Origin of the sequence: Bordetella avium, assembly GCF_034424645.1 — a bacterium.
Classification (GTDB): domain Bacteria; phylum Pseudomonadota; class Gammaproteobacteria; order Burkholderiales; family Burkholderiaceae_B; genus Bordetella; species Bordetella avium.
This window is the reverse complement of sequence record NZ_CP139969.1, coordinates 1,786,585-1,811,942: the sequence shown is the minus strand read 5'-3', so window position 1 is coordinate 1,811,942 and position 25,358 is coordinate 1,786,585. Positions and strand designations below refer to the sequence as shown.

Genomic DNA, 25,358 nt, shown 5'->3' with positions numbered 1-25,358 from the left:
GCCTGGCTCACAGCACCAGAATGGCCTCGACCTCGAACTGGGCGCCCTTGGGCAAGCTCGCCACGCCTATCGTGGAACGGGCCGGAAAAGGCTGGGGAATGATTTCCGCCATGATGGCGTTGGCCGCCGCAAATTTGCCCAGATCGGTCAAGAACAAGGTGAGTTTTACGATGTTGTTCAAGCTGCCGCCGGCTTCTTTGATGACCGCTTCCATATTGGCGAATGCCTGACGCACCTGACCATCGAAGTTTTCGGACACCAGATCGCCGGTTCCGGGCTCCAGGCCGATCTGGCCGGAGAGATAAACCGTCTTCGAACCCGTAACGGCAACCGCTTGCGAATACGGGCCAACGGCGGCGGGCGCCGCATCGGTATGAATGATTTGTTTGCTCATGAGCAATTCCTTGGTGACGGATCTAATGACTATCGAAGTTTAGCCAGCAATAGACGCTTGCGAAAGTGCCGCCGCAGCCTATGCCGCTCGCTCAAGCCTGCTGAAATGCGCCGCTGCGGACATTGTTGCGACACACAACCGGACTCTCGCCCTGCCGTAGACGCTCAGAACGGCCGCTGCCCTAGCTGCGAGCGTCGAGAGGCTGATGCTGGCCTGGTTGCTGCAGGCAAGGCCTGGCCTTAGGCTATCAGGCCGGAAGCGCTATTTTTGCAATCAAGAGGCTTTTCTGCCCGCGACGACTAAGCCCGCGATGGCACTGTAGATAGACGGCGTCCAAGGCGCAGGCCTATTTAAGCCCTGACGGCGGGTATCGGACCGGCTCGCTCACTGCCGATACCGCTATCGGCCTGCGCCACACGGGCCGCAGCATCATCGCTGCCGCGTTTATCGCGACGTCGATGCACCTGGGGAAGGGGTGCTGCTCAATTGGGACGGCACCATTGACGGCACAAGGCCCGGACAAGCCTGCATTGTTGCAGGCCTTGAAGCGGCCGCGCGCGCCTGCCAAGGAGCAAGCCGCGCGCGCAAGCGCTTATTTTTCGACGAAGGCGCGTTCGTAGACGTAATCGCCGGCTTCGCCCACGCCTGCCGAGACTTCAAAGCCGCGGGCATCGAGCATGGCGCGAATATCGGTCAACATGTGCGGGCTGCCGCAAATCATGCCTCGGTCGGTTTCCGGATTCAGTGGCGGCAAGCCGATGTCCTGGAATAGCTTGCCGTTCTCGACCAGTTCCGTGATGCGGCCCTGATTGCGAAAAGGTTCGCGAGTGACCGTCGGGTAGTAAATCAGCTTGTCACGCACGAATTCGCCGAAGAATTCATTGTTCGGCAATTCGTTCTGGATGTAGTCGGCGTAGGCCAGCTCACTGACATAACGCACCCCATGGAGCAGCACGACCTTCTCGAAGCGCTCATAGACCTCGGGGTCTTTGATGATGCTCATGAAAGGCGCCAGGCCAGTGCCGGTGGCGAACAGATACAGGTTTTTCCCCGGCCGCAGATCATGGGCCACAAGCGTGCCGACCGGCTTGCGGCTGACCAGAATGTGATCGCCCTCTTTCAGATGTTGCAGGCGCGAGGTCAGGGGGCCGTCCTGGACCTTGATGCTCAGAAACTCGAGGTTTTCTTCGTAGTTGGCGCTGGCGATGCTGTAGGCGCGCATCAGCGGCTTGCCTTCGACTTCCAGGCCGATCATGACGAAATGCCCGTTATGAAAACGCAGCGCAGCGTCGCGGGTGGTCTTGAACGAAAAAAGCGTGTCGTTCCAGTGGTGCACGCTCAGGACGCGCTCGGTATTGAAAGCAGCCATATTATTTGTCGAGTTGTGGCGCCGTGGGCTCCACCAGATGGACCTAGGGTATTCACCGAGTTTACTCCATCTATCTGATAATTGCTCTCATTAGTGCTTATACCCATATCCCTCACAGACTGTTTATTGCCCGTGTTTCTGAGGGGCGGCCATGCTGCGTCAATACCGCGCGTAGCGACGTTTTGCCCGATTCGTCCTGCTAATACGCAAGAGAAAGCTTTCGTTCAGTTGAACGGCCGGACGCTTCCTGCTATCTTGCGGCTCTTGTTGATAATCATTTTCGTTATGGCTGCGTTACTGCGGCCAGCCTCTTGCTGGAGAGCCTGTTCATGAAGAAGCGTCCCGCCCTCACCTCCCTGCTGCGCGCCCTGGCACTTGCCGGCGCGGCCTCCTTCGCGACTCAGGCCGGCGCAGCCGAAGAGGTAAGCCTCTACACGACTCGCGAACCCAAACTCATTCAACCGCTGCTGGATGCCTTCACCAAGGACACCGGCATCAAGGTCAACACCGTCTTTGTCAAAGACGGTCTGCTCGAGCGCGTCAAGGCTGAAGGCGACAAATCGCCTGCCGACGTGCTCATGACCGTCGATATCGGCAACCTGATCGATCTGGTCGATGGCGGGGTCACGCAAGCGGTCAAGTCCGACACGCTCAACAGCGTCATTCCGGCCAACCTGCGCGGCGCTGATGGCAAGTGGTATGCCCTGTCGCTGCGCGACCGCGTCCTCTATGCCGAAAAAGACCTCAAACTCGACAAGATCAGCTACGAAGACCTGGCCGATCCCAAGTGGAAAGGCAAGGTTTGCATCCGCTCGGGCCAGCACCCCTACAACACCGCGCTGATCGCCTCCATGATCGCCCACGACGGCGCCGAAGCCACCGAAAAATGGCTGCGCAGCGTCAAAGCCAATCTGGCCCGCAAGGCGGCTGGCGGCGATCGCGACGTGGCGCGCGACATCCTGGGCGGCATCTGCGATATCGGCCTGGCCAATGCCTATTACGTCGGCCACATGAAAAATGCCGAGCCAGGCACCGATGCGCGCAAATGGGGCGACGCCATCAAGGTGATCCGACCGACCTTCGCCAATGGCAAGAGCCAGGGCACCCACGTTAATGTGAGCGGCGCCGCTGTGGCCGCCCATGCGCCGCACAAGGCAAATGCCGTCAAACTGCTGGAGTTCCTGGTTTCCGAGCCGGCTCAGACCCTCTACGCCCAAGCCAACTACGAGTACCCGGTTCGCAAGGGGGTGAAACTGGACCCGGTCGTGGCCAGCTTCGGGGAGTTGGTAATTGATCCGCTGCCCGTCGCCGAAGTGGCCAAGTTCCGCAAGCAGGCCAGCGAGCTGGTCGACAAGGTCGGCTTCGACAACTAAGCCGGTCTGCCGGGCTGAGTCAGCCCGGCGCTTGCGTATCTTGCGGCGATTTTCAGCACTTCCTGACAAGGCGGCCATACGGCCGCTATTTGTCTTTCTCAGATGATGTTTAAGCTCTCTCTAGCACGACCTGCTGGCGCCGCATTGCGTGGACGCGGCTGGTTACTGGCCGCCGCCCTTATCGCCCTGGCCGTTCTGGCCCCGCTGATCAGCCTGGGCTGGTGGGCCTTGCATGCTGACCTGTCGCATTGGCGTCACCTGGCCACCTATGTCTTGCCTCAGGCGCTGGCCAACACCAGCTTGTTGCTGCTCGGTGTCGGCGCCCTCGTGTGCCTGCTGGGCACAGGGGCTGCATGGCTCGTGACCGCTTATGACTTTCCCAGCCGCAAGATACTGACCTGGGCGCTCTTGCTGCCCCTGGCCGTCCCCACCTACATCATCGCGTTCGCCTACCTGGATCTGCTGCACCCTATCGGCCCAGTGCAGTCGCTCATCCGCAGCGTGCTGGGCTTTGATAGCCCGCGGCAGTTCCGGCTTCCCGATTTGCGGTCCCTGGGCGGAGCCATTTTCGTTCTGGGTTTCGTGCTCTACCCCTATGTCTACCTGAGCACCCGCGTCATGTTCATGACGCAGGCGGCCAGCCTGATAGAGGCCGCGCGCACGCTCGGCGCCTCGCGTCTGGGCGTGTTCTTCCGAGTGGCCTTGCCGCTCGCACGCCCGGCCATCGCCGTCGGCGTCAGCCTGGCCTTGCTGGAAACGCTCAACGACATCGGCGCCTCTGAATTCCTGGGCGTGCAGACGCTTACCGTGTCGGTCTACACCACCTGGATCACCCGCTCGGACCTGGCAGGCGCCGCCCAGATCGCGCTGACCATGCTGGCCTTCGTGATCGCGCTGCTCTGGCTTGAGCGACGGGGACGCAAACGCCAGCGTTACGCCAATACGCAACGCATGCGGCCCATGCAAGCGCAACGCCTGCGCGGTGCAAGCGCTTGCGCCGCCATCGTACTGGGCTGGATTCCTGTGGTGCTGGGGTTTGCCGCACCCGCGCTGTATCTGCTGGCAGAAACCTATAAACGCCTGCATCTGGTGGGCGGGGTGTCGGGACAATTGCTTAGCAGTCTGGGCAACACGCTGATGGTCGCGGCAAGCGCCACCCTCATCACCCTGCTCTGCGGTCTGACCGTGGCCTGGGCCTCGCGCAACCTGAGCGCAGGCGGCGGGCTGGCGCGGGCTGGCACTCGCATCGCCAGTCTGGGCTATGCCGTACCGGGTACTGTGCTCGCGATTGGCCTGCTCACGCCGTTTGCCTGGATAGACCGCGCGGCCGGTCAGCTACTGGGCCTGCCCGGCATGTTGCTCATGGGCAGCATGGCGGCCCTGATCTGTGCTTACACCATCCGTTTTCTGGCGATTTCAGCAGGCGGCGTCGAGGCTGGCCTGGCCCGCATACCCCCATCGTTGGAACAGGTCTCGCGCCTGCTCGGTGAGAACGCCAGCAGCACCCTGCGCCGCGTGCACCTGCCCTTATTGCGTCCTGCGCTGGCCGCCGCTGCGCTACTCGTTTTTGTCGATACCATGAAAGAGCTGCCCGCCACGCTGCTGCTGCGGCCCATGAACTTCGACACCCTGGCGACCTGGCTTTATGCCGAAGCGGCGCGCGGCACCTACGAAGAAGGCGCGGTGGCCGCCCTGGCCATCGTGCTGGCCGGTCTGGCGCCGGTTATTCTGCTTGCACGCACCCATCTCAAGATAGGACGTTGACGCTGTGCCCGATTTCCTCGAACTTGAACATCTCGTCTTGGGCTATGACACGCCGCAGGGCCTGAAAACCGTCGTTCAAGACCTCAGCTTCGGCCTGCCCGCAGGCCAGATTGGCTGCCTGCTGGGCGAATCCGGCTGCGGCAAGACCACGGCGCTGCGTGCCATCGCGGGCTTTGAACCGCTGCGCGCGGGTCGTATTTCTCTGGGGGGTCGCTTGCTGTCGTCCACCACGACACAAATCGTGCCAGAGAAACGCAATGTCGGCATGATGTTCCAGGACTACGCGCTGTTTCCACATCTGACCGTAGCGCAGAACGTGGCCTTCGGCCTGCGCCGCTTGCCCAAGGAGAAACAAGCCCAACGCGTCACGGAAATGCTGGAGCTGGTCGGACTGGAACAGGCTGCCCAGAGCTATCCCCACGAAATTTCAGGGGGTCAACAACAGCGCGTCGCGCTGGCCCGTGCGCTGGCGCCTTCGCCCGAACTGCTGTTGCTGGACGAACCTTTTTCCAATCTGGACGTCGATACCCGCGAACGCCTGGCCTTCGAGGTGCGTGACATTCTCAAGGCGACGGGCCACACCGCCATCCTGGTCACGCACAATCAGGCCGAAGCCTTCGCCATCGCTGATCGCATAGGCATCATGCAGGCCGGACGGCTGGCGCAATGGGATACGCCCTACAAGCTGCGCCATGCCCCCGCCTCCGAGTTCGTGAGCGGCTATATCCGGCGCGAAGCCCTGCAAGCCCAACGCGAAGCCGCCTACGCCCGGGGCGGGCGCGGTGAAGGTAATGGAACAAACTCCGTTTCATCGCCCGGCACGACTTGATCAAAGCGGTTGCGCAGCCAATCGGCCTTGGCTTGCTCGATACGGTCTTTGCTGCTGGACACGAAGTTCCACCAGATAAAACGCGGGCCATCCAATGGCTCGCCACCCAAGACGGCAAAGCGCGCCGCAGTGCGCGCCCGCAGAGTCACCGGACAGCCCGCCTTGAAGACTAGCAAGCGTCCTGGCTCGAATACCTGACCGTCCACCTCAAGCTCGCCCTGGACCAGATAGGCACCGCGCTCTTCATACTCGGCTGGCAGATGCAGACGGGCGCCCGCCTGCATCTGCACATCGCCATAGAACAGGGGCGATAAGGTCGGCACTTGCGAGGTCTGACCAAAGAGGCTGCCCGCCACCAGTTGCAGGTTTACCCCCTCGCCTTCGATGACTGCCTGCGCTTGGCGTCCGTAGTGAGCAAAGCCCGGCTCGCACTCTTCATGGGCCTTCATGAGCCCGACCCAAAGCTGTAGGCCGGCCAAGCGCTGGCCGGACCGGCGGCTTTGCGGCGACATGCGCTCAGAATGCACGATGCCTCGGCCCGCCGTCATCCAGTTCACCTCGCCAGGCAGAATCGTCTGGACATGGCCTGCGCTATCGCGGTGGACGATATTGCCCTCGTAGAGATAGGTCACGGTGGCGAGCCCGATGTGGGGATGGGGCCGCACATCGAGACCGGTTCCGGCCGCAAAACTGGCCGGCCCCATTTCGTCCAGAAAGACAAAGGGACCGATTGCCCGTCGCTGAGCGGAAGGCAGGGCGCGGCGCACCTCGAACCCGCCCAGATCGCTGCTGCGCGGCACGACGATCGTCTCCAGACTGTTTACAGGACCGGACATAAGCGGCTCCCTATCGAAAAGTGAAACACCCGGCTGCTCAAGGCAGATCGAACACCAGCACTTCAGCCCCATCACCATCCCGCAGGTGCACGGCGTCTTCCGCCACCAGCGCCATCCCGTCACCAGCCTGGAGCGCATGGCCATTGACCGTCAGGCTGCCCCTTGCGACCTGCACCCAGGCGCGGCGGCCGGCGGCCAGCGTCAAGCTGGCCTGTTCCGCGCCATCGAATAGCCCTGCGTACAAGCGCGCATTCTGGTGGATGCGCAACGATTCTTCAGCGCCATCGGGCGACGCCATCTGGCAGAGCCTGCCGCGCTTGCTGGCATCGTCGAAGGTCTTTTGTTCGTACTCGGGCTCAATGCCGGTCACATCCGGCTCAATCCAGATCTGGAGCAAATGCGTGGCGGCATCGGGCTGCGGATTGAACTCGGAGTGCAGCACTCCCCGGCCAGCGCTCATGCGTTGCAGATCGCCAGGGCGAATCGTCGAGCCCGATCCCATGCTGTCTTTGTGCGCTACCGCGCCTTCCAGCACATAGGTAATGATCTCCATGTCGCGATGGCCATGGGTGCCAAAGCCGCGACCGGCAGCAATGCGATCATCATTGATGACGCGCAGCGGGCCAAACCCCATATGGGCCGGATCGTAGTAGTTGGCAAACGAGAAGGAATGATGGCTGTCCAACCAGCCGTGATTGGCATGACCGCGTGCTGCGGCGGGACGAAGGGTAATCATGATGCGCTCCTTATTCCAATAATATGAACGGCCTTGACGACCGTCGCCAACCGGCGGCGTTCACTGCATGGAAACCATTGTGCGCGTTTGACTGCGACTTTTAGACCAGTAGAATTGAAGCAATCATTCAAAAATTTTGAACGATCATGACCCTTTCTCGTGTCACCCCGCCCTCCATCGGCGCCATCACCCCGGAGCTCTTGCTCATGGTCGATGCCATTGCCCGCCACGGCAGCTTTGCGCGCGCTGCGCGCGAGCTGGGCAAGGTGCCTTCGGCCGTCACCTACGCCGTGCGCAAACTCGAGGACAGCCTGGACGCCCTGCTCTTTGATCGCTCTGGCCATCGGGCTCAACTGACTCCGGCCGGGCAGATGTTGCTGCGAGACGGCCGCCACCTGCTGCACAGCCTCGATGATCTGGCTTGCCGCGTCAAGCGTATTGCCACCGGCTGGGAGGTCGAGCTGCGCATTGCCATCAGCGCCGTGCTGCCCATCGAGCCCTTATTCGATCTGATGCGAGATTTCCAGGCTTTGCAAAGCGGCACCAGTCTGCGGCTGTCTGAAGAGGTGCTAGGCGGCGCCTGGGATGCGCTGGCGGCAGGCCGCGCGGACCTCATCATCGGCGCCGATGCATCCGGCGCGCCCTCAGGCGGCTACCGCAGCGTCGCAATGGGTCAGACCCAGTTTGGCTTCTGTGTCGCACCGCAGCACCCGCTGGCCAGGCTGGGCCGCGCGCTTACCGAGCAGGATATCGCCCAATATACGGCCATTGTCGTGGCCGATACCTCACGCGACCTGCCGCCGCGCAGCCGCGGCCTCTTGCCCACCCGCGATATCATGGTCATGCCCAATATGCGCGCCAAAATCGAAGCGCAGATACGCGGACTGGGCTGCGGACACCTGCCGCTGACACGGGCGGCCAAGGCCATTACCGAGGGCCAGCTCGTCGTATGCGCCACTGAAAACCTGCCGCCTCCAACCGAACAAGTGCTTTATGCATGGCGCCCGGAGCATCCCGGTCAGGCGCTGAACTGGTGGCTGGACAAACTCAAGTCGCCCCGTCTTTGCGAACGTTTGTTGGGCGTCTCGACGGAATAAGCCTTCGCGACCGTCTGGAAGACCATCGCGGCGCCTAGCGCCAGCCTCATGCAAGCGCCCGCATACCGCCGTCTTTCACCCCGGCGCAGCAGCGCAAAGCCGCTTGGGAAGCGGCCTTGGATTGAAGGAAAGGGATGGGCTTATTCATCGGCGATGCCCAGCTCGCGCAGCTTGCGGGTGATGGTGTTGCGGCCTATGCCCAGACGGGAGGCGGCCTCGACGCGGCGGCCACGGCTGGCGTCCAGCGCGCTTTGCAGCAGGATTTTCTCGAACTGCCGCGTCAGCGTGGCCATGACGGCCGGCTCGCCGCGCTCAAGACGGAATTGCGCGTCGCGCAGCAGCGCTTCCTGCCAGTTGCGAGGAGAGGCTTCCTCAGCGGCAGGGCTGGACAGCACTGCCGAAAACTGCGGATTGGGCCGGTTACCCACGACACGCAGCGGCACATCGGGCGTAGCGTGCTCCATCGCCCGGATCTCGGGCGGCAGATCATTGCGGTCTACAGTCTGCCCCGGCGCCATGACGGTGAGCCAATGACAGAAGTTCTCCAACTGGCGCACATTGCCCGGAAAATCGAAGCGGGTGAGCGCCGTGATGGCTTCCGGTGTCAGGCGCTTGACGGGCACGCCCAGCGAACGCGCGCTGGCGATCAGAAAATGGTTGGCCAGGGCGGGAATGTCCTCGGTACGCTCACGCAGGGGAGGCAGGCGCAGCCGTATCACGTTCAGACGATGGAACAGGTCTTCGCGGAACAAGCCCTGCTCCACGCGCCGCTCCAGCGGCTGGTGCGTGGCGGCAACGATGCGCACATCTACCCGCACGGGCTGAGAGCCGCCAACACGGTAAAAGCTGCCTTCGGCCAAAACGCGCAGCAAGCGGGTTTGCAACTCGATGGGCATATCGCCGATTTCATCGAGAAAAAGCGTGCCGCCATGGGCTTCTTCAAAGCGCCCCCGACGCAAGGTATTGGCGCCGGTGAAGGCTCCGCGCTCATGGCCGAACAATTCGGCCTCCAGCAGGTCGCGCGGAATGGCGGCGGCGTTCAGCGCCACGAAGGGGCCGCTGGCGCGAGCCCCGTGGCCATGCAGAGCGCGCGCCACAAGCTCTTTACCCGTGCCGGACTCGCCCGTGATCAAGACCGTTACCTTGGACTGGGCGAGGCGACCTATGGCGCGGAACACCTCTTGCATGGCGGTCGATGACGATTGCGTCATCATGTAGCGGTCGCTGGCGACCGGCTCGGCGGCCGCTTCGGGCGCGACTTCCTGCATGGCGCGCTGGATCAGGGCGACGGCTTCGTTGACGTCAAAAGGCTTGGCTAGGTAATCAAAGGCGCCGCGCTGGAAGGCCGATACCGTGCTGTCGAGGTCCGCAAACGCGGTCATGACGATGACGGGCAGGGCCGCATGATGCTCCTTGATCCGGCGCAGCAGCTCTAGACCATCCCCGCCCGGCATGCGGATATCGGAAACCAGCACCGACGGCGTGTCGCGCTCCAAGGCGTCGAGCACATCGCCAGCCTGGGAAAAGCTGCGCGTGGGAATGCCCGCGCGGGCCAGCGCTTTCTCAAGCACCCAGCGGATGGCCTGATCGTCATCAACGATCCATACGGGTTTCATCAAAGGGGCTCCATCGGGAGGACCAGGCGGAACTCGGTATGCCGTGGCCGGGATTCAAATTCGATGATGCCGCCGTGCTGCTGCACAAAGTCCTGGGCCAGACTCAGGCCCAGGCCAGTTCCGCCCGCGCGGGCGGTGACCAAGGGGTGAAAAATACGATCACGGATATGCTCAGGCACGCCTGGACCGTTATCGATGATGGACAGCACCAGCGCCAGACGATGCTGGCGATGAGCCAGCATGACTTGACGCGCCACCCGCGTGCGCAGGGTGATCTGGCCGCGCGGTACATCGGGTCGGGCATGCTGCAACACCAGCTCCTGTGCCGCGTTACGGGCTACGTTGAGCACAGCTTGCATAAGCCGGGCCGCGTCACCCTGCAAATCCGGCACCGAGGCATCGTAATCGCGCACCAGACCGACGTCATCGCGGAACTCCGCCTGAATAAGGGCGCAAACACGCTCGCATATTTCGTGGATATTGACCGGCCGGGCATTGAGCGGAACCCGCTGCGGCCCACTCAGACGATCCACCAGCGCTTGCAGGCGATCGGCTTCCGAGATGATGACTTGCGTGTACTCGGCCAGGGCCGCGCTGGGCAATTCCGCCTCGAGCAATTGGGCCGCGCCACGCAAGCCGCCCAACGGATTTTTCACTTCGTGCGCGAGATTACGCAGCAGCTCACGGTGAGCGTCGATCTCATCGACGAGACGGTGATTACGGTCCGCCAGGACGCGCTGTTCGATTTCACGGATTTCCAGCAGCACGGGCCATTGCTGAGCAGGACAGCAAACCGTCGTGACGGTCACCTCGATGGAATCCGTGGCGCGACGCAGGGACAGGAGCTGACGCACGTCCGCAAACTTGCCGGCGACGGCACTGTCTATCGAGTTCTGAAGCGCTTGGGGCTGGTCAAAGAGTGTGGGCGCTGCGTATCCACGCAATTGCTTGCGGGAACGGCCGAACAGGTCTTCGGCGGAGGCGTTGGCATATACGATATGGCCATTTCCGTCCAACAGCAAAACGGAGGTGGCGAGCAACTCAAAAGCTTCGACATTCATTATGCACGGCTCCGGGGCGGGGCGAGCCCGCAGGCATCGCCCCTTACAGACCCGGCCGCACCAAGGCGGGCCGGGGCCTTCAGCCTTAGAGCATTACAGGCTGTAGTACATGTCGAACTCCACGGGATGGGTCGTCATGCGCAGACGCGTGACTTCACCCATCTTGAGCTCGATGTAGGCATCCAGCATTTCATTGCTGAACACGCCACCACGGGTCAGGAACTCGCGGTCCTTGTCGAGCGCAGCCAGCGCTTCTTCGAGCGAGGCGCACACGGTCGGGATCTTGGCGTCTTCTTCCGGCGGCAGATCGTACAGATTCTTGTCGGCCGGATCGCCGGGGTGAATCTTGTTCTGCACACCGTCCAGACCCGCCATCATCAGGGCCGAGAAAGCCAGGTAGGGGTTGGCCAGCGGGTCCGGGAAGCGGCTTTCGATACGGCGGGCCTTGGGGTTGCCCACGTAAGGGATGCGGATCGAAGCCGAGCGGTTGCGGGCCGAGTAAGCCAGCTTGACCGGCGCTTCGAAGTGCGGCACCAGACGCTTGTAGGAGTTCGTGCCGGGGTTGGTGATGGCGTTCAGGGCACGGGCGTGCTTGATGATGCCGCCGATGTAGTACAGGGCGAAATCAGACAAGCCAGCGTAGCCATTGCCTGCGAACAGGTTTTGGCCGTCCTTCCAGATGGACTGGTGCACGTGCATGCCGGAACCGTTGTCGCCGACGATGGGCTTGGGCATGAAGGTTGCGGTCTTGCCATAGGCATGAGCCACGTTATGAATCACGTACTTCATGATCTGGTTCCAGTCGGCGCGGGTCACCAGCGTGCTGAACTTGGTGCCGATTTCCAACTGGCCGGGGGCCGCCACTTCATGGTGGTGCACTTCGACCGGCACACCCATCTGCTCCATGAGCAGGCACATTTCGGAACGCATGTCCTGGAAGGAATCGACCGGCGGGACGGGGAAATAGCCGCCCTTGACGCCCGGACGGTGGCCCATGTTGCCGCCTTCGAATTCCAGGCCGGTCGACCAGGGGGCCTCTTCCGACTTGATCTTCACGAAGGTGCCCGACATGTCCGTGTTCCAGGTCACGCCGTCGAAGACAAAGAATTCGGGTTCCGGACCGAAGAAAGCGGTGTCGCCCAGGCCGGAGGACTTGAGATAAGCTTCGGCGCGCTTGGCGATCGAACGCGGATCGCAGTCATAGCCCTTCATGTCGGAGGGCTCGACGACGTCGCAGCTCAGGATCAGCGTCGTTTCTTCGCGGAAGGGGTCCAGATTGGCGGTGGCCACATCAGGGATGAGCAGCATGTCGGAAGCTTCGATACCCTTCCAGCCCGGAATCGACGAACCGTCGAAAGCCTGACCTGCCTCGAGCTTTTCTTCATCGACGGTGTGAGCCGGCACCGAGACGTGGTGCTCACGGCCAAGCGTGTCGGTGAATCGGAAGTCCACGAATTTGACTTCGTTGTCGGCGATCAGTTTGATTACGTCTTGGGGGCTTGCCATGTCATCTCCATTGGATAAAAGCGTCACGGGCATAGCGCCCGACAAGCATCCAGAATCAAAGCAAGATGCGTGCCAGGTTTAGTTCAAGGGCAACCCCGAGAAACAGACCATTTAACGCTCAATTAAGCACCATTATGGTGCAAAAGATAGGGCATAAACGCCCTATCGTGGTGCCAAACCATTACAGAAAGATTTCCTGCAAATCATTGAGAAAGCGCCAACCCAGTGCAGTCGCCCGCAAACGGGTCGGGTCCGCGTCGAGCAGGCCCCGCTGGCTGGCCGCATCCAGCTGGTGCGCGATAGCGGCCAAAGACAAACCGGTGCGCTCCGAAAAGCTGCTGGCCGCCACCCCGTCTTTGAGGCGCAAGGCATTGAGCATGAACTCGAAAGGCAGCTCATCAGGCCCGACCTGGCGGTTTTCAGCGACATGGCTGCCATCGCGGGCCATCGCCCGCTGCATCCAGGACTCCGGATTACGATGACGCGCTTCGCGCACGATGCGGTCATGAAAAGACAGCTTACCGTGAGCGCCCGGCCCCAGGCCGAGATAGTCGCCAAACTCCCAATAATTCACATTGTGCTTGCAGCGGGCACCCTGCCGGGCATAGGCCGAGACTTCGTAACGCGCCAGCCCCGCATCGGCCAGCGTGGCTTCGACAGCGTCTTGCATGGCGGCGCTATCATCGTCATCGGGCAGCTCGGGCGGGTACTTGGCAAATACCGTGTTCGGCTCCAGGGTCAGGTGATAGAGCGATAAATGCTCGGTGCCGAAAGACAGCGCCTCGCGCAGATCGGCCACACAGGCATTGATGTCCTGTCCCGGCAAGGCGAACATCACATCCAGATTGACCCGCGATACGGCGCGCTGCGCCATCTCGATCGCCGCGCGCGCCTGAGCCGAATCGTGAATGCGGCCCAGCTTGTGCAGCTGGGCGTCGTCAAAACTCTGGATGCCCAGGGAAAAACGCGTCACGCCGCTCGCTGCGTAATCAAGAAAACGGCTGGCTTCCGCCGTGCCGGGATTGGCCTCCATCGTGATCTCTGCATCCGGCAGCAGATTGAGACAGGCCCGCAGCATGGCGAGCAGTTCATCCAGACCGGCGGCCGACAACAGGCTGGGCGTGCCTCCGCCGATAAAAACAGAGATGACCTGACGCCCCCATACCAGCGGAACCGCCTGCTCGAGATCGGCGCGCAAGGCATCAAGATAGGCGCGTTCGGGGATGTCCTGCCCCGGCATCGCATGGGAATTGAAGTCGCAATAGGGGCATTTGCGCACACACCAGGGCACATGCACGTAAACCGATAGCGGCGGCAGGCTGGTTAGCGCGGCGCCAGCCGGCACGAGAATGGAGGACTTGAGCGGCGCAGCGCTGCGGATCGGAATGGTGATGGCCATATTGCAGCGCTCAGATCGCGCTCAGTTTGCCCAACAGCTCACGCAGGGCGCGGGCGCGGTGGCTGACAGCGTTCTTTTCTTCGGGGGGCAATTGGGCGGCGCTGCGGTCCAGATCCGGCAAATAGAAATAAGGATCGTAGCCAAAGCCATGGGCTCCGGCAGGAGCCAGCGCGATCTCGCCATGCCAATGCCCCTCCCCGATCAAAGGACAGGGGTCATCCGCATGACGCACCAGCACCAGCAAGGCGACATACCAGGCGCGCCGGTCGGCCTGACCCTGCATGCGTTCCAGCAGTAAAGCATTATTGGCGGCATCGCTCTTGGCCGCGCCTGTTTCGCGCTGCGCGAAACGGGCGGAATACACGCCGGGCGCGCCGCCCAGAGCATGTACGCACAAGCCGGAATCGTCGGCCAGGGCCGGCAAGCCGGTCGCCAGACTGGCGTGGCGCGCCTTGGCCAAGGCGTTCTCGACAAAGGTGACATGCGGCTCTTCGGCTTCGGACACGCCCAGGTCGCCCTGCGGCACGAGCTCAATGCCTAAGGGAGCAAAAAGCGCCGCGAATTCACGCAATTTGCCCGGATTATTCGACGCCAGCACAACGCGGCGCAATGGAGATGAGGTAGCTGCAAACATAGCCGCTATTGTAATCGCCGGCTAAGCCTGGGTGACTTCGCCACGAAGCATGACAAATTGAAACAAGCCGGAAATGAAGCCTAGTCATGATGCAGGCTCTGCCGCTGACAGCGGCGCTTCGCGATGCCAAGCATGAACGCCCAGCCCGCCTCGACAACATCTATTGCCCACCTGCCCTGGCTGATCCAGCGGCGCATGCTGCAACCCTGCTATCAGCCCTTGGTCGATCTGAGCCAGGGCCGGGTCCACGAGCATGAGAGCCTGATCCGAGGGCCGGCAGGCAGTCCGCTGCACCTGCCCGACGCGCTGTTCGCCGCAGCGCGCCGCACGGGCTTGCGCCATGAACTGGAGTGGGAGTGTTTTCGTGCAGGCGCGGCAAACTACGCACGCCAGACCGGAGACGGCAAACTATTCCTCAACCTGTCGGGCTCGGCCATTATCGACTATTGGGAGCGCTGGGGCCGGGATTTGCCGCAGCGTCTGCTGGGCGATACCGGCCTGACGGCTTCGCGCATCGTGATCGAACTGACCGACCATAACCCCGAATCCGAAGACCTCGCCACGCTGCGCCAGGCGCTGCAATGCCTGCGCCAATCCGGCATGAAGCTGGCGCTGGATGACTACGGCGTCGGCCACGCCTCGCTGCAACTTTGGATGGAGCTGCGCCCGGATCTGGTGAAAATCGACCGCTATTTCTTTCGCGACATCCACCGCGATGCAAACCGGCTGGCCGTTGTGCGCGGCATGGTCGCGGTTGCGCAGCAGTTGAATACCGCCATCGTCGCCGAGGGCATCGAAACTCAGGAAGACCTGCTCATCATCGGGGATCTCGGCATCCGTTACGCGCAAGGCTGGTGCCTGGGCCACCCGCAGCACGAAGCGGCCTACGGTTTGCCTGCCGCGCTGGCGTCGACATTGCCGCTTGCCCCACGCGCGGCCAACACTGCGGGCTCAGGCCGCACGGCCCTGGATCTGCGGGTCGAGGCCCCGGCCGTCTATCTGAACAGGCATAGCAATGATGACGTTCACCGCCTGTTTCAGGAACAGCGCCACCTGCACTCGCTGGCGGTGCTGGACGATCAGGACCGCCCCATCGGCATCATCAACCGCCGCGACTTTCTCGAACACTATGCGCAGCGCTACACCCGCGATCTCTTTGGCCGCAACCGCTGCGACACCTTTATGAACGCCGAGCCGGTGCTGGTCGATATCGGCGCCTCCATCGACCAGCTCAGCCACGTCTTAACCTCCGAAGACCAGCGTTATCTGGCAGATGGCTTCGTCGTCACGCGCCACAGCCGCTACGACGGCCTGGGCACGGGCGAGGCCCTGGTGCGCTCGGTGACGGAAATCCGTCTGGAGGCGGCGCGGTACGCCAATCCACTCACCGCGCTGCCCGGCAACATCCCCATCAGCAAACACATTGCCCAGTTGCTGGACAGCCCAGGCGAGTTCGTGATCGGCTATGCCGATCTGAACAATTTCAAGCCCTTCAATGACGTCTATGGCTATTGGCGCGGCGATGACATGATTCTGCTCTGCGCCGAAACCATCAAGCGCCATTGCGACGCTCAGCGCGACTTCGTGGGCCATGTGGGTGGCGACGACTTTATCGTCGCCCTGCGCAGCCCTGACTGGCAGGAACGGCTGTCACGCACAATCGAAGAATTCAATGAGCGCGCCGTCGGGCTCTATGACGGCCAGGGGCGCAAGCAAGGCGGCATCCATGCCGAAGACCGCTACGGCAGCCTGCGTTTTTTTCCCTTTGTGACGCTAGGCATCGGCGCCCTGCTGGTGCAACCCGCGCTGCTGACCGATAGGGCGAGCAGCAAGCGCGTGCGGCCTGAAGACATCGCCTCAGCGGCCGCCCACGTCAAGCACAAGGTCAAGCATGGGAACCTGCCCATGGTGTTGGAAACCTACCGCCCTCCGCGCTGAATCCTGGGATTGGCCATCGCGCAGGCGGAACACCGACACCGCCGTGCGCAACCTCTGCGCCTCGCTTTCCAGCGCCATCGCGGCCGCCGCCGTCTCTTTAGCCATCGCTGCGTTCTCCTGCGTGCCTCGATCTACCTCGGCCATGGCCAGATTCACGGCGGCGATCCCGGCAGCCTGCTCGGCGCTAGCGCGCGAAATATCCCCGACCCGCAGCATGACGCAATCCACCGCCGACACCATGGCGTCCATGGCGCTGCCGGCCTGCGAGACATGGCGCGAGCCCAGCGCCACGCGTTCGCTTGAGGCCTCGATCAGCGCTTTGATCTCGCGCGCGGCTTGCGCGCTGCGCTGCGCCAGGGCGCGGACTTCGACGGCAACGACCGCAAAACCCCTACCCTGCTCGCCGGCACGCGCCGCCTCGACAGCCGCGTTCAGAGCCAGGATATTGGTCTGGAAAGCAATGCTGTCGACCACGCCCACAATCTCGCCGATACGCTCGGCGGAGGTCGCAATTTCCTGCATGCTGCGCACGGCGTCGTTGACCGCGCCGCCGCCCTCGCGCGCCAGACGCGAGGCGCCCTCGGCCTGACGGCTAGCTTCGTCGGCGTTGTGCGCGGTCTGCCTCACCGTGTTCGCCAACCCCGACATGCTGGCGGCCGTTTCCTGCAAGGTCGCGGCCTGGCGCGCTGCGCGCGTGGACATATGGCCTGCCCCATGGGCGATCTCACTAACACCTTCGTGTATGGCCTCAACCCCGCCACGCACGCTGGCCACCGCCTGTGTCAACCCGCCCTGCATGCGATCCATGGCGCGGTACAGCACGCCCACCTCGTTGTCGCCGCGCCTGGCGATCGCGGCGGTGAGGTCACCGTCGGCCATCCGCTCGAAATGATGGCCGGCCTCGGTCAATGGCCGCAGCACCGCAAGGCGAAAGTAGAGGCGGATCAGCAGCGCCAGTGCAGCCACGGCGGCCAGCAGCAGGACAGCAGCCACCCCGGCCCGATCCACCCGCTGTCCGGCCTGGTCCAGCATCTCTCGGCCCTGCGCCCGGGCCAGTCCTTGATAAGCGTCTACGGCCGTCATATAGCTTTCGGTCGCGGCAGGCAGCGTTTTTACACTGAGCTGATTGGCCTGAATCCCGTTCCAAGCCTTGATGGCCACGGCTAGCGGTGCGAGCGCCTTGTCCGCCAGATTGACATAGGCCGCGAGCACAGCGTCATAATGCGCCTCGCCTGCATCGGGAATGGCGCGCAGGCGCCCTGCGCTCTCATTCGCCTGTTTGAGCACGGCCTCGGCGCGCGCCAATGCGGCATTACGGTCAGCTTCGAGACCGCCTTCCATATAGGTTTTGGCGTCGGTCAATAGCGCCCGCGCCTGAAACAACCGGGCCGTGGTGTCACTCAAGGCATTGGCGCGCTCAATATTGCCTCGGCCCAAAGCCGCTATCTGTGTACGGTTATCACGCAACACCACAAGCCCTGCGGCGGCGGCCACGACAAACAGCAAAACAAAGACCGCCATTGTTGAGGTCAGGGCCGTCGCGACCCGCAGATTCTTAGTCATAGCCATCCAAGGCAAAGGCCCCCTATCGTCCCGGGCGCGTTGCGCTTGATTATCCTGGTCAACAATGGCAATTTCTTGACATCAGCAGGACGGGCACTGCCGCGAACAGCTGCGGTATCACCGGCCAGGCCGGCGCCGCCACCAGGCCTTTCCCTCTTGCAGAGAGCCCCTCGCCGCCCATTTCGGGCAATATGATTCTGGCCTATGTGGCCGAGCGGGCTGAGCCTGCCGCGCTTCTTCTCGAAAAGCAGCAGGCCCGCGCAGGCCGGACCTAGGCCCGCGCCGCGCGCTGTTCGGCCACCAGCTTGGCGATGCCGCCTTCGGCCAGCGTCAGCATGGTATCGAGCTGAGCCCGCGTGAAGGTCGCCTCCTCGCCAGTGCCCTGCACTTCCACAAAGGCGCCCGCGCCGGTCATGATGACGTTCACATCCGCTTCGCAGGCCGAATCTTCTTCGTAGTTCAGGTCAAGCACGGCGCGCCCGCCCACCAGGCCCACCGACACGGCGGCCACATGATCGCGGATCGGGTTCTGCGTCAAAAGGCCACGCTCCATCAGCAAAGCCACCGCATCGGCGGCCGCCACCCAGGCGCCGGTGATGCTGGCGCAGCGCGTGCCGCCGTCGGCCTGCAACACATCGCAATCAAGATGCAGCGTGCGCTCGCCCAGCGCCTTCAGATCAAACACCGCCCTCAGACTGCGTCCGATAAGGCGCTGGATTTCCTGCGTCCGGCCGCTCTGCTTGCCGCGTGCGGCCTCGCGATCGCCGCGCGTATGGGTGGCGCGCGGCAACATACCGTATTCGGCCGTTACCCAACCCTCGCCCTTGCCCTTGAGAAAAGGCGGCACTTTTTCGAGCACGCTGGCCGTGCACAAGACCTGTGTGTTGCCCGCCACGACCAGCACGGAGCCTTCGGCATAGCGCGTGAATCCGCGCTTGAGGCTGAAGGCGCGCAGCGTATCGACAGCACGGCCATCAGCGCGCAGGGAGAGGTCGGAAGTCGTCATGGCACACTCCAAAAAAAGGCCAAAGCAGAACGGAATGGCGTGATTGTACGTGTGGGGTAAGGTTCTTCGGTTATCCTGCCGGCATCTTTCAGGGCGCATGCCCTCGTATTTCCAGGAATATCCATCATGATTCGCAGCATGACCGCGTTCGGCAACGCCCGTGTCGATCTCGAACAAGGCTCTCTCTCGCTTGAACTGCGCAGCGTAAACAGCCGGTTTCTCGATCTTTATTTCCGCCTGCCCGACGAACTGCGCCACACCGAGACTCCGCTGCGGGAATTGCTGACCAGCCAACTGGCCCGGGGCAAGGTCGAAGTCCGCGTGAGCTTCACGCGCAATGCCAGCGCCGAAGTCACACAGCTCGACCCCGAATGGCTGGGACGTCTGGCCGAACAACTGGAGGCGGCGCGGCGTGTTCTGCCCGAAGTCGGCGCCCCGCGCCTGGTGGAACTGTTCAATTGGCCTGGCCAACGCGGCAATGACGCGCTCGACCCGCAGATCTGGGGCGCCGCCTGCCTCAGCGCCGGCCAACAGGCGCTCAGCCAGTTACAGGAGGGCCGCAAGCGCGAAGGCGAGCGTCTGGCCGCCATGATGCGCGAATGCGCCGAAGGCGTCGGAGGCATCGTCGATCTCGTTGAAGCCCATCTGCCCCAATTGTTGGCTGAGCACCGCGAAAAACTCGCCACCAAACTGCGCGAAAGCCTCGAAGCCGCCTTCCCCGGCGGCTTTGCGCACATCAGCGGCGCCGAACTAAGCGAACGAGTCGCCCAGGAAGCCGGGCTGTTCGCCCTGCGCATCGACGTCGCCGAAGAACTCTCGCGCCTGCGCTCGCACCTGGACGAACTGCGTCATCTGCTGACCGAGGGCGGCGGCAAACCGGGCGGCAAAGCCCAGTCCAAGGGCAGCGCCGGCAAACGCCTGGACTTCCTGTTCCAGGAAATGAACCGTGAAGCCAATACCCTCGGCTCCAAGGCGGGCAGCCTGGAAGTCACCCGCGCTGCGATGGACCTGAAACTGCTTATCGAACAAATGCGCGAGCAGGCGCAGAACCTAGAGTGATAGAGGTAGACTGGCCTGGCGCAGCCAACCGGGCTCGTCAGGCATTCACGGGCCACTCCCCTTACCCTGGCGCCGCTTCCAACGGCTATCGGCCCTAAGCTGAGCAGGAACGCCTCGGCGATGAAGGTTTATGGCATGCCGCCGAGCTGTTCCGTCACGGCCCGCGCCGTGCGGACAACCTCGTGCACGTGCGCCATGTTCAAACGCTCTGCCGGCATGGTCAAGGTGACCGCGCCGACTAAGCGGCGCGCAGGCCGCTTTCGAGGTGGGCGTGCACAAGCTCACCATTCCCGTCTCTGTTACCGAAGCCCATAGCCTGGCGAATGTGCGCAAAACCCATAAACAGGTGTTTGCGGACCTGGCGGCCATTATCGACCTGCGCCAAACCCACTACCCGCAGATATCCGTAGAAGCCGGTCTGTCTGTCGCCTTCGGCTGCACCCTGCAAGGGCCGGTGAGCGATGACGAGACATTGCGCATCGCTTATCGCGCCGCAGCCTGCGGCGTGGACGAGGTTGGCCTGTCCGACACCAGCGGCTATGCCGAGCCACGCCAGGTCCGCCGGCTTTTCCGAAAGCTTCATGCCGCCGTTGGCGATAAAGCCGGCGGCGCGCACTTTCACAACACGCGAGGCCAGGGCCTGGCCAATGTCATGGCAGCGCTGGACGCGGGCGTCACGACCTTCGACGCCAGCCAGGGCGGCATCGGCGGCTGCCCCTATGCGCCCGGCGCCAGCGGCAACATCGTGACCGAGGATCTCGTCTTTCTGCTCGAAGCCATGGGCTTGGACACCGGCATCGACTTGCCTCGCTTGATCGCCGCACGCGACGCCTTGCGCGCCGGCCTGCCCGGCGAACCGCTCTATGGCATGGTCGCCGAGGCAGGCCTGCCCAAGGGCTTTTTGCACGCTCATCAACAATCAGGTCTTGAACCATGAATCTAAACGACCAGCCCCTGCCCTTGGCCGGCGTACATGTCATCGAATTTACGCATATGGTCATGGGGCCATCCTGCGGCATGATACTGGCCGACCTGGGCGCGGAAGTCATCAAGGTCGAGCCCCTACAGGGCGATAGCACACGCCGCCTGCTTGGTTCGGGCGTAGGCTTTTTTCCTACCTTCAACCGCAATAAAAAAAGCATTGCGATCGACGTCAAAAGCGCTCAGGGCAAGGAAATTGTCCATAAGCTGCTCGCCTGCGCCGATGTTTTCAGCGAAAACTTTAAATCCGGCGCAATGGCCGCACTGGGTTTCGATTACCCCACGCTCTCGCGCTCGAACGAAAGACTCATCTATGTCTCGCACAAGGGGTTTCTTCCGGGGCCCTACGACAAGCGCACCGCGCTAGATGAAGTGGTGCAAATGATGGGCGGCCTCGCCTATATGACCGGCCCCGTGGGCCAGCCGCTGCGAGCCGGCGCCTCCGTAAACGATATTATGGGCGGCATGTTCGGCGCGATCGGCGTGCTGGCCGCGCTGCGCGCGCGTGAATCGACAGGCAAGGGGCAAGAGGTGCTTTCTTCGCTGTTCGAAAACAATGTATTCCTCGTCGCCACGCACATGATGCAGTACGCCATGACCGGCAAGCCGGCTGCGCCGATGCCAAGCCGCATCTCGGCCTGGGGCATCTATGACGTGTTCACCGTCAAAAACGACGAGCAAATTTTCCTGGCAGTCGTGTCCGACACACAGTGGCGCCTGTTCTGCCAGACCTTCGGCTTCGACGACCTGCTGGCGGACCCGCGATTCACGACGAATAACCAGCGCGTCAGCGAGCGCTCATGGATGATGCCTGAACTACGCCAGCGCATGGCGCGATGGGAGGCTGCGCATATTGCCCAAGAGTTCGAAGCGGCAGGCCTGCCCCACGCGCCCATCAACGCGCCGCATGAGCTCTTCGACGACCCGCATCTGCTCGCAACCGGCGGCTTGGCGCGCGTCGAGGTTCCAGATGGGCCGGCAACGCTCACCCCCATGCTGCCGCTCATGTTGGATGGCAAACGCTTGCCTCTGCGCAGCCATCCGCCCGCCTTGGGCGCAGAGACCGACAATATTCTGGCGTCCCTCGGCTACAGCGGAGCCGATATCGCGGCGCTGCGCGAGGCTGGCGTGGTCGGCTGAGGCTTAGAAAACGATTAGGACCACGCGTCGCCACACCGCGGATGTGGTCCTCTCTCAACACGCACGATAGAACTCTGGGCAGGTTTACCGCTAGCGCAGCAGCGGGCCCCATGAGAGTTTCGCCTTAGCCGTTTTAGGCCATCGCGAACGACCTTAGACCCGGTGCAAGACACAAAACGATGCTCCCACCAGATACCGGCATGATGCGGCCAGGACAGACTGCGAGCCCCCAGACCACGACCGGGGTTCGCCCCCTGCGGCCTGGCGCCTACCCACCCCGGCTCAAAACCGCACCGAGCACCGTATGCCCGCCGGAATGGCATTGCCTTTGTTCGGAATAGTGAGCAAGACGATAAAGGTGCCGCTGGCCGCATCCATCACGCGGTCGATGCGCCAGACCTTGGCTTGCAGGGTCTGGCTGCTGATGGCCGGATTGATGCTGACCTGCGCGTCGGCGTCGGCCTTGATGCGGCCATACAGGCCTTCGGGGACCGCCACCTTGACCACCAGCGGGTCGATCTGAGCCAGCTTGACGATTTTATTGTCGTTGACCCGATCACCCGGCCCGGCATAGCGTTCGGCCACCACGCCGTCAAAAGGGCTTTTGATGCTGCGTTCGGCAAGAATGGCCTGTTGCAACGCCACCTGCAACTGCGCCTGCCGGCTGCGCGAGCTCATCTCATCATAGTCGCCGGCCGGCAGTAACTTGCGCTTGTAGAGATCGGCATTGCGATCCACCACCCGGCCCAGATAGGCGGCTTCGGCGCGGCGCAGGCCCAGGGTGGCCTCATCCACATGGGTATTCAATTCGGCGATCACCTGCCCTTTCTTGACGGTGTCGCCGCGTTGCACCAGGACGCGCTCGAGCACGCCCGCAGCAGGGCTGCCCAGCTCAGACACCTGAAAAGGTTCGATCAGGCAGGCCATAGGCCGGGCCAGGCCATCAGCAGGCGCGCCGTTCAAGGGCACCAGCGCAGGGTCCGGGAGCAGGCTTTGCGCTTGCGGTGCTGAAGAGACCAGCAGCAGGGCCAGGCTGGCGCAGCGCGAGAAAGAGAAGGTTTTCATCATGGAGGTCAGTCACCCTGCCCAGAAAAAGACAGCGAATTTTCGAGTTCTTCGTCCGCAGACACCATGGCGCGGCGTTCGCGGGCCAGTTTTCTTTCCGTGCGCGCCTGAGCGTGGCGCAGCCAATGCGCAGCCAGCCCGCGCCAGCCGGGGCCTTGCGCGGCCAGCAGGGTATTCATCGGCCCGGCCCAGAGGCTATTTTTGACGCTGTCGAGCACGGCATCTTCTAAAGAGAGTATCGCCTCCGTATGGCCGGGGTCGCCCTGGCGGCCGCTGCGGCCCTCCAGTTGGCGGTCGATGCGCGCCGACTCATGGCGTTCCGTCAGGATGACGTGCAGCCCCCCGGCTTGGCGGGCCGCCGCCGACAAGGGGATATCCGTACCCCGGCCGGCCATGTTGGTGGCAATCATGATGCTGCCGACTTCGCCTGCCCGCGCGATGAGGGAAGCCTCATCGGCATCCTGCTTGGCATTGAGCAGCACAACAGGCAGGGCCGCGTCGGCCAGGACACGGGCCAACTCCTCCGAAGCGGCCACCGAACGTGTGCCGATCAGCACGGGCACGCCGCGCCCGTGCAGCTCGCGGCAACGCTCGCGCACCGCCGACCATTTCTCCGCCATGGTCCGATACACACTATCGGGGGCATGTAGACGCCGCGATGGACGGTGTGTCGGAATGCGCACGACCGGCAGGTTATAGACTCGCCCGAGTTCGCCACGGATCTCGGCGGCCGTACCGGTCATGCCGGCCAGCCGCAGATAATGTTTGAAAAACCGTTGGTAGCTGATGCTTTTGAGCGTGACCCGCGGATCGCTCAGTTCCAGCCCTTCTTTGTGCTCGATCATCTGGTGCACGCCCTGCCCCCAGGATCGGTCGGGCATGACCCGCCCGGTGAATTCATCCACCACCATGACCTTGCCATCGCGCACGATGTACTGCTCATCCCGCTTGTAGAGATGCAGTACCGTCAACGCGCTCAGGATCAGCTCTTCGCGCCGAAAGGGAATGCTCCAGGGCGCGGGCCATGCCGCGCAAGCCTCGCGCAGATACGCCCGCCCGGCCTCGGTCAGCACGACGCGCCGCGCTGCGGGCTGAACACGGTAATGGCCTGCCTGCATGGCCTGAGCCAGCGCTAAGGCCTGACCCGTCACCGCGCCGCCATCCTCCTTCTGGGAGCCGGAGATGATCAGGGGGGTGCGCGCCTCATCGACCAGCACACTGTCGGCCTCATCCACAATGGCAAAGCACAGACCGCGCAGAAACAGTTCAGACAGCCGGCCTGAGCCGCCCCGCAGGCGCTCCAGGCGCAGACGGTCCTCGTCCTTGTCATCGTCCAGCACGATGAGGTCACGTAAATAGTCAAACACCAGGGTCTTGTTCGAGCAGTAGACGATGTCGGCCTGATAGGCCAGGCGGCGCTGTGCCGGCTCCATGTCCATGCTGACCCAGCGCACAGTCAGGCCCAGGGCCTCGTAGAGCGGCGACATGATCTGCGCATCACGCTCGACCAGATAGTCATTGGTGGTGATGACGTGCACGGGCAGACCGGCCAGCGCGGCGGTGGCGGCAGGCAGAGTCGCCGTCAGGGTCTTGCCTTCGCCCGTATTCATTTCGGCCACCATGCCTTGCAGCATGGCCCAGCCGCCCAGCAACTGCACATCGAAATGCGCCTTGCCCAAAGCCAGCTTACCGGCCTGACGCACCAGCGCAAAGGCGCGCGCGGCGCTAGCTTGAGTAATGCCATCGCAGCGCAGTTCGAAAGCCACCTCGTCGGCGCGCGCACGCACCCCGGCAAGGTCCAGTCCGGCCAGCAATGCCGCCTCGGCGTGAACCTGTTTCAGGATACGGCGGGTGCGCCACAGCGGCTGGCGGCGCTTGCGCGACAGCCAGCGCAAGACCGCAGTGCCCCAGGCTTCCAGTTTATTGGCATGCCGTTCGCTTTCCTTCTCGGGATAAAGCGGGTCAGGCGCGAGGGCGGAAAAACTCTCCATC

At 63.0% G+C, this 25,358-nt stretch carries 20 protein-coding genes and 1 pseudogene; 8 read left to right on the top strand and 13 right to left on the bottom strand.

Going from position 1 to position 25,358, the window contains the following annotated elements:
* Positions 1-7 precede the first annotated feature (7 nt).
* Together U0029_RS08455 and U0029_RS08450 are read right to left on the bottom strand one after the other, a co-directional pair.
* Positions 8-394 carry a Rid family detoxifying hydrolase gene (locus U0029_RS08455; protein WP_012417589.1) on the bottom strand — a complete coding sequence of 129 codons (387 nt, stop codon included), beginning with the start codon at positions 392-394 and terminating at the stop codon, positions 8-10.
* A gap of 592 nt (positions 395-986) precedes the next feature.
* Positions 987-1,763 carry a ferredoxin--NADP reductase gene (locus U0029_RS08450; RefSeq protein WP_114851999.1) on the bottom strand — a complete coding sequence of 259 codons (777 nt, stop codon included), beginning with the start codon at positions 1,761-1,763 and terminating at the stop codon, positions 987-989.
* Between the two features lie 329 nt (positions 1,764-2,092).
* Here U0029_RS08450 and U0029_RS08445 point away from each other — a divergent pair, with 329 nt between their 5' ends.
* The 3 genes from U0029_RS08445 to U0029_RS08435 all read left to right on the top strand — a co-directional run bounded on the left by U0029_RS08445 (position 2,093) and on the right by U0029_RS08435 (position 5,729).
* Positions 2,093-3,136: a Fe(3+) ABC transporter substrate-binding protein gene (locus tag U0029_RS08445; RefSeq protein WP_162790347.1), complete on the top strand. Its 1,044-nt coding sequence runs from the start codon at positions 2,093-2,095 to the stop codon at positions 3,134-3,136.
* A gap of 105 nt (positions 3,137-3,241) precedes the next feature.
* Entirely contained in the window at positions 3,242-4,900 is a 1,659-nt protein-coding gene (locus tag U0029_RS08440) for an ABC transporter permease (RefSeq protein ID WP_012417592.1), read from the top strand.
* Between the two features lie 4 nt (positions 4,901-4,904).
* The gene (locus U0029_RS08435; RefSeq protein ID WP_049794151.1) at positions 4,905-5,729 is read left to right on the top strand and encodes an ABC transporter ATP-binding protein; all 825 of its coding nucleotides are present in this window, start codon (positions 4,905-4,907) and stop codon (positions 5,727-5,729) included.
* On the opposite strand, the gene U0029_RS08430 is transcribed toward U0029_RS08435, so the two are convergent.
* Both U0029_RS08430 and U0029_RS08425 read right to left on the bottom strand, forming a co-directional pair.
* Entirely contained in the window at positions 5,663-6,565 is a 903-nt protein-coding gene (locus tag U0029_RS08430) for a pirin family protein (protein ID WP_012417594.1), read from the bottom strand. The genes U0029_RS08435 and U0029_RS08430 overlap by 67 nt on opposite strands.
* A 37-nt stretch (positions 6,566-6,602) precedes the next feature.
* Positions 6,603-7,301, bottom strand: coding sequence for a pirin family protein (locus U0029_RS08425; RefSeq protein ID WP_012417595.1), 699 nt, complete (start codon positions 7,299-7,301; stop codon positions 6,603-6,605).
* A 146-nt stretch (positions 7,302-7,447) separates the two neighbouring features.
* Between U0029_RS08425 and U0029_RS08420 the strand changes: the two genes are divergently transcribed.
* The gene (locus tag U0029_RS08420) at positions 7,448-8,398 is read left to right on the top strand and encodes a LysR family transcriptional regulator (protein ID WP_012417596.1); all 951 of its coding nucleotides are present in this window, start codon (positions 7,448-7,450) and stop codon (positions 8,396-8,398) included.
* Between the two features lie 140 nt (positions 8,399-8,538).
* Here U0029_RS08420 and ntrC read toward each other — a convergent pair whose 3' ends face one another.
* The 5 genes from ntrC to rdgB form a co-directional block, all read right to left on the bottom strand.
* Entirely contained in the window at positions 8,539-10,014 is a 1,476-nt protein-coding gene (gene ntrC / locus U0029_RS08415; RefSeq protein ID WP_114851998.1) for a nitrogen regulation protein NR(I), read from the bottom strand.
* Positions 10,014-11,075 carry a nitrogen regulation protein NR(II) gene (gene glnL / locus U0029_RS08410; protein ID WP_012417598.1) on the bottom strand — a complete coding sequence of 354 codons (1,062 nt, stop codon included), beginning with the start codon at positions 11,073-11,075 and terminating at the stop codon, positions 10,014-10,016. The genes ntrC and glnL overlap by 1 nt, the downstream gene beginning before the upstream one ends.
* A gap of 93 nt (positions 11,076-11,168) precedes the next feature.
* Complete coding sequence (glnA, locus tag U0029_RS08405; protein ID WP_114851997.1) at positions 11,169-12,581, bottom strand: type I glutamate--ammonia ligase; 1,413 nt, start codon at positions 12,579-12,581, stop codon at positions 11,169-11,171.
* A gap of 181 nt (positions 12,582-12,762) precedes the next feature.
* Positions 12,763-13,980 (bottom strand): radical SAM family heme chaperone HemW, encoded by a 1,218-nt coding sequence (hemW, locus tag U0029_RS08400; protein ID WP_012417600.1) that lies wholly within the window; start codon positions 13,978-13,980, stop codon positions 12,763-12,765.
* A gap of 10 nt (positions 13,981-13,990) precedes the next feature.
* The gene (gene rdgB, locus U0029_RS08395) at positions 13,991-14,614 is read right to left on the bottom strand and encodes an RdgB/HAM1 family non-canonical purine NTP pyrophosphatase (RefSeq protein WP_039051464.1); all 624 of its coding nucleotides are present in this window, start codon (positions 14,612-14,614) and stop codon (positions 13,991-13,993) included.
* Between the two features lie 132 nt (positions 14,615-14,746).
* On the opposite strand from rdgB, the gene U0029_RS08390 reads away from it, so the two are divergent.
* Positions 14,747-16,552 (top strand): EAL domain-containing protein, encoded by a 1,806-nt coding sequence (locus U0029_RS08390; protein WP_114851996.1) that lies wholly within the window; start codon positions 14,747-14,749, stop codon positions 16,550-16,552.
* On the opposite strand, the gene U0029_RS08385 is transcribed toward U0029_RS08390, so the two are convergent.
* Together U0029_RS08385 and rph are read right to left on the bottom strand one after the other, a co-directional pair.
* Entirely contained in the window at positions 16,472-18,115 is a 1,644-nt protein-coding gene (locus U0029_RS08385; RefSeq protein ID WP_114851995.1) for a methyl-accepting chemotaxis protein, read from the bottom strand. The genes U0029_RS08390 and U0029_RS08385 overlap by 81 nt on opposite strands.
* Before the next feature lie 271 nt (positions 18,116-18,386).
* Positions 18,387-19,121, bottom strand: coding sequence for a ribonuclease PH (gene rph / locus U0029_RS08380; RefSeq protein ID WP_012417604.1), 735 nt, complete (start codon positions 19,119-19,121; stop codon positions 18,387-18,389).
* Between the two features lie 126 nt (positions 19,122-19,247).
* Here rph and U0029_RS08375 point away from each other — a divergent pair, with 126 nt between their 5' ends.
* The 3 genes and pseudogenes from U0029_RS08375 to U0029_RS08365 all read left to right on the top strand — a co-directional run bounded on the left by U0029_RS08375 (position 19,248) and on the right by U0029_RS08365 (position 22,301).
* A complete protein-coding gene (locus U0029_RS08375) occupies positions 19,248-20,180 on the top strand; it encodes a YicC/YloC family endoribonuclease (protein ID WP_114851994.1) in 933 nt (310 codons plus the stop codon).
* A 238-nt stretch (positions 20,181-20,418) separates the two neighbouring features.
* Positions 20,419-21,117, top strand: a pseudogene (locus U0029_RS08370) (hydroxymethylglutaryl-CoA lyase); the annotation flags it as partial.
* Positions 21,114-22,301 carry a CaiB/BaiF CoA transferase family protein gene (locus U0029_RS08365; RefSeq protein ID WP_114851992.1) on the top strand — a complete coding sequence of 396 codons (1,188 nt, stop codon included), beginning with the start codon at positions 21,114-21,116 and terminating at the stop codon, positions 22,299-22,301. The pseudogene U0029_RS08370 and the gene U0029_RS08365, both read left to right, overlap by 4 nt.
* Positions 22,302-22,583: 282 nt before the next feature.
* Here U0029_RS08365 and U0029_RS08360 read toward each other — a convergent pair whose 3' ends face one another.
* Positions 22,584-23,369: an efflux RND transporter periplasmic adaptor subunit gene (locus U0029_RS08360; protein WP_114851991.1), complete on the bottom strand. Its 786-nt coding sequence runs from the start codon at positions 23,367-23,369 to the stop codon at positions 22,584-22,586.
* 5 nt (positions 23,370-23,374) lie between these two features.
* Positions 23,375-25,357, bottom strand: coding sequence for a preprotein translocase subunit SecA (locus U0029_RS08355; RefSeq protein WP_012417608.1), 1,983 nt, complete (start codon positions 25,355-25,357; stop codon positions 23,375-23,377).
* Between the last annotated feature and the right edge of the window lies 1 nt (position 25,358).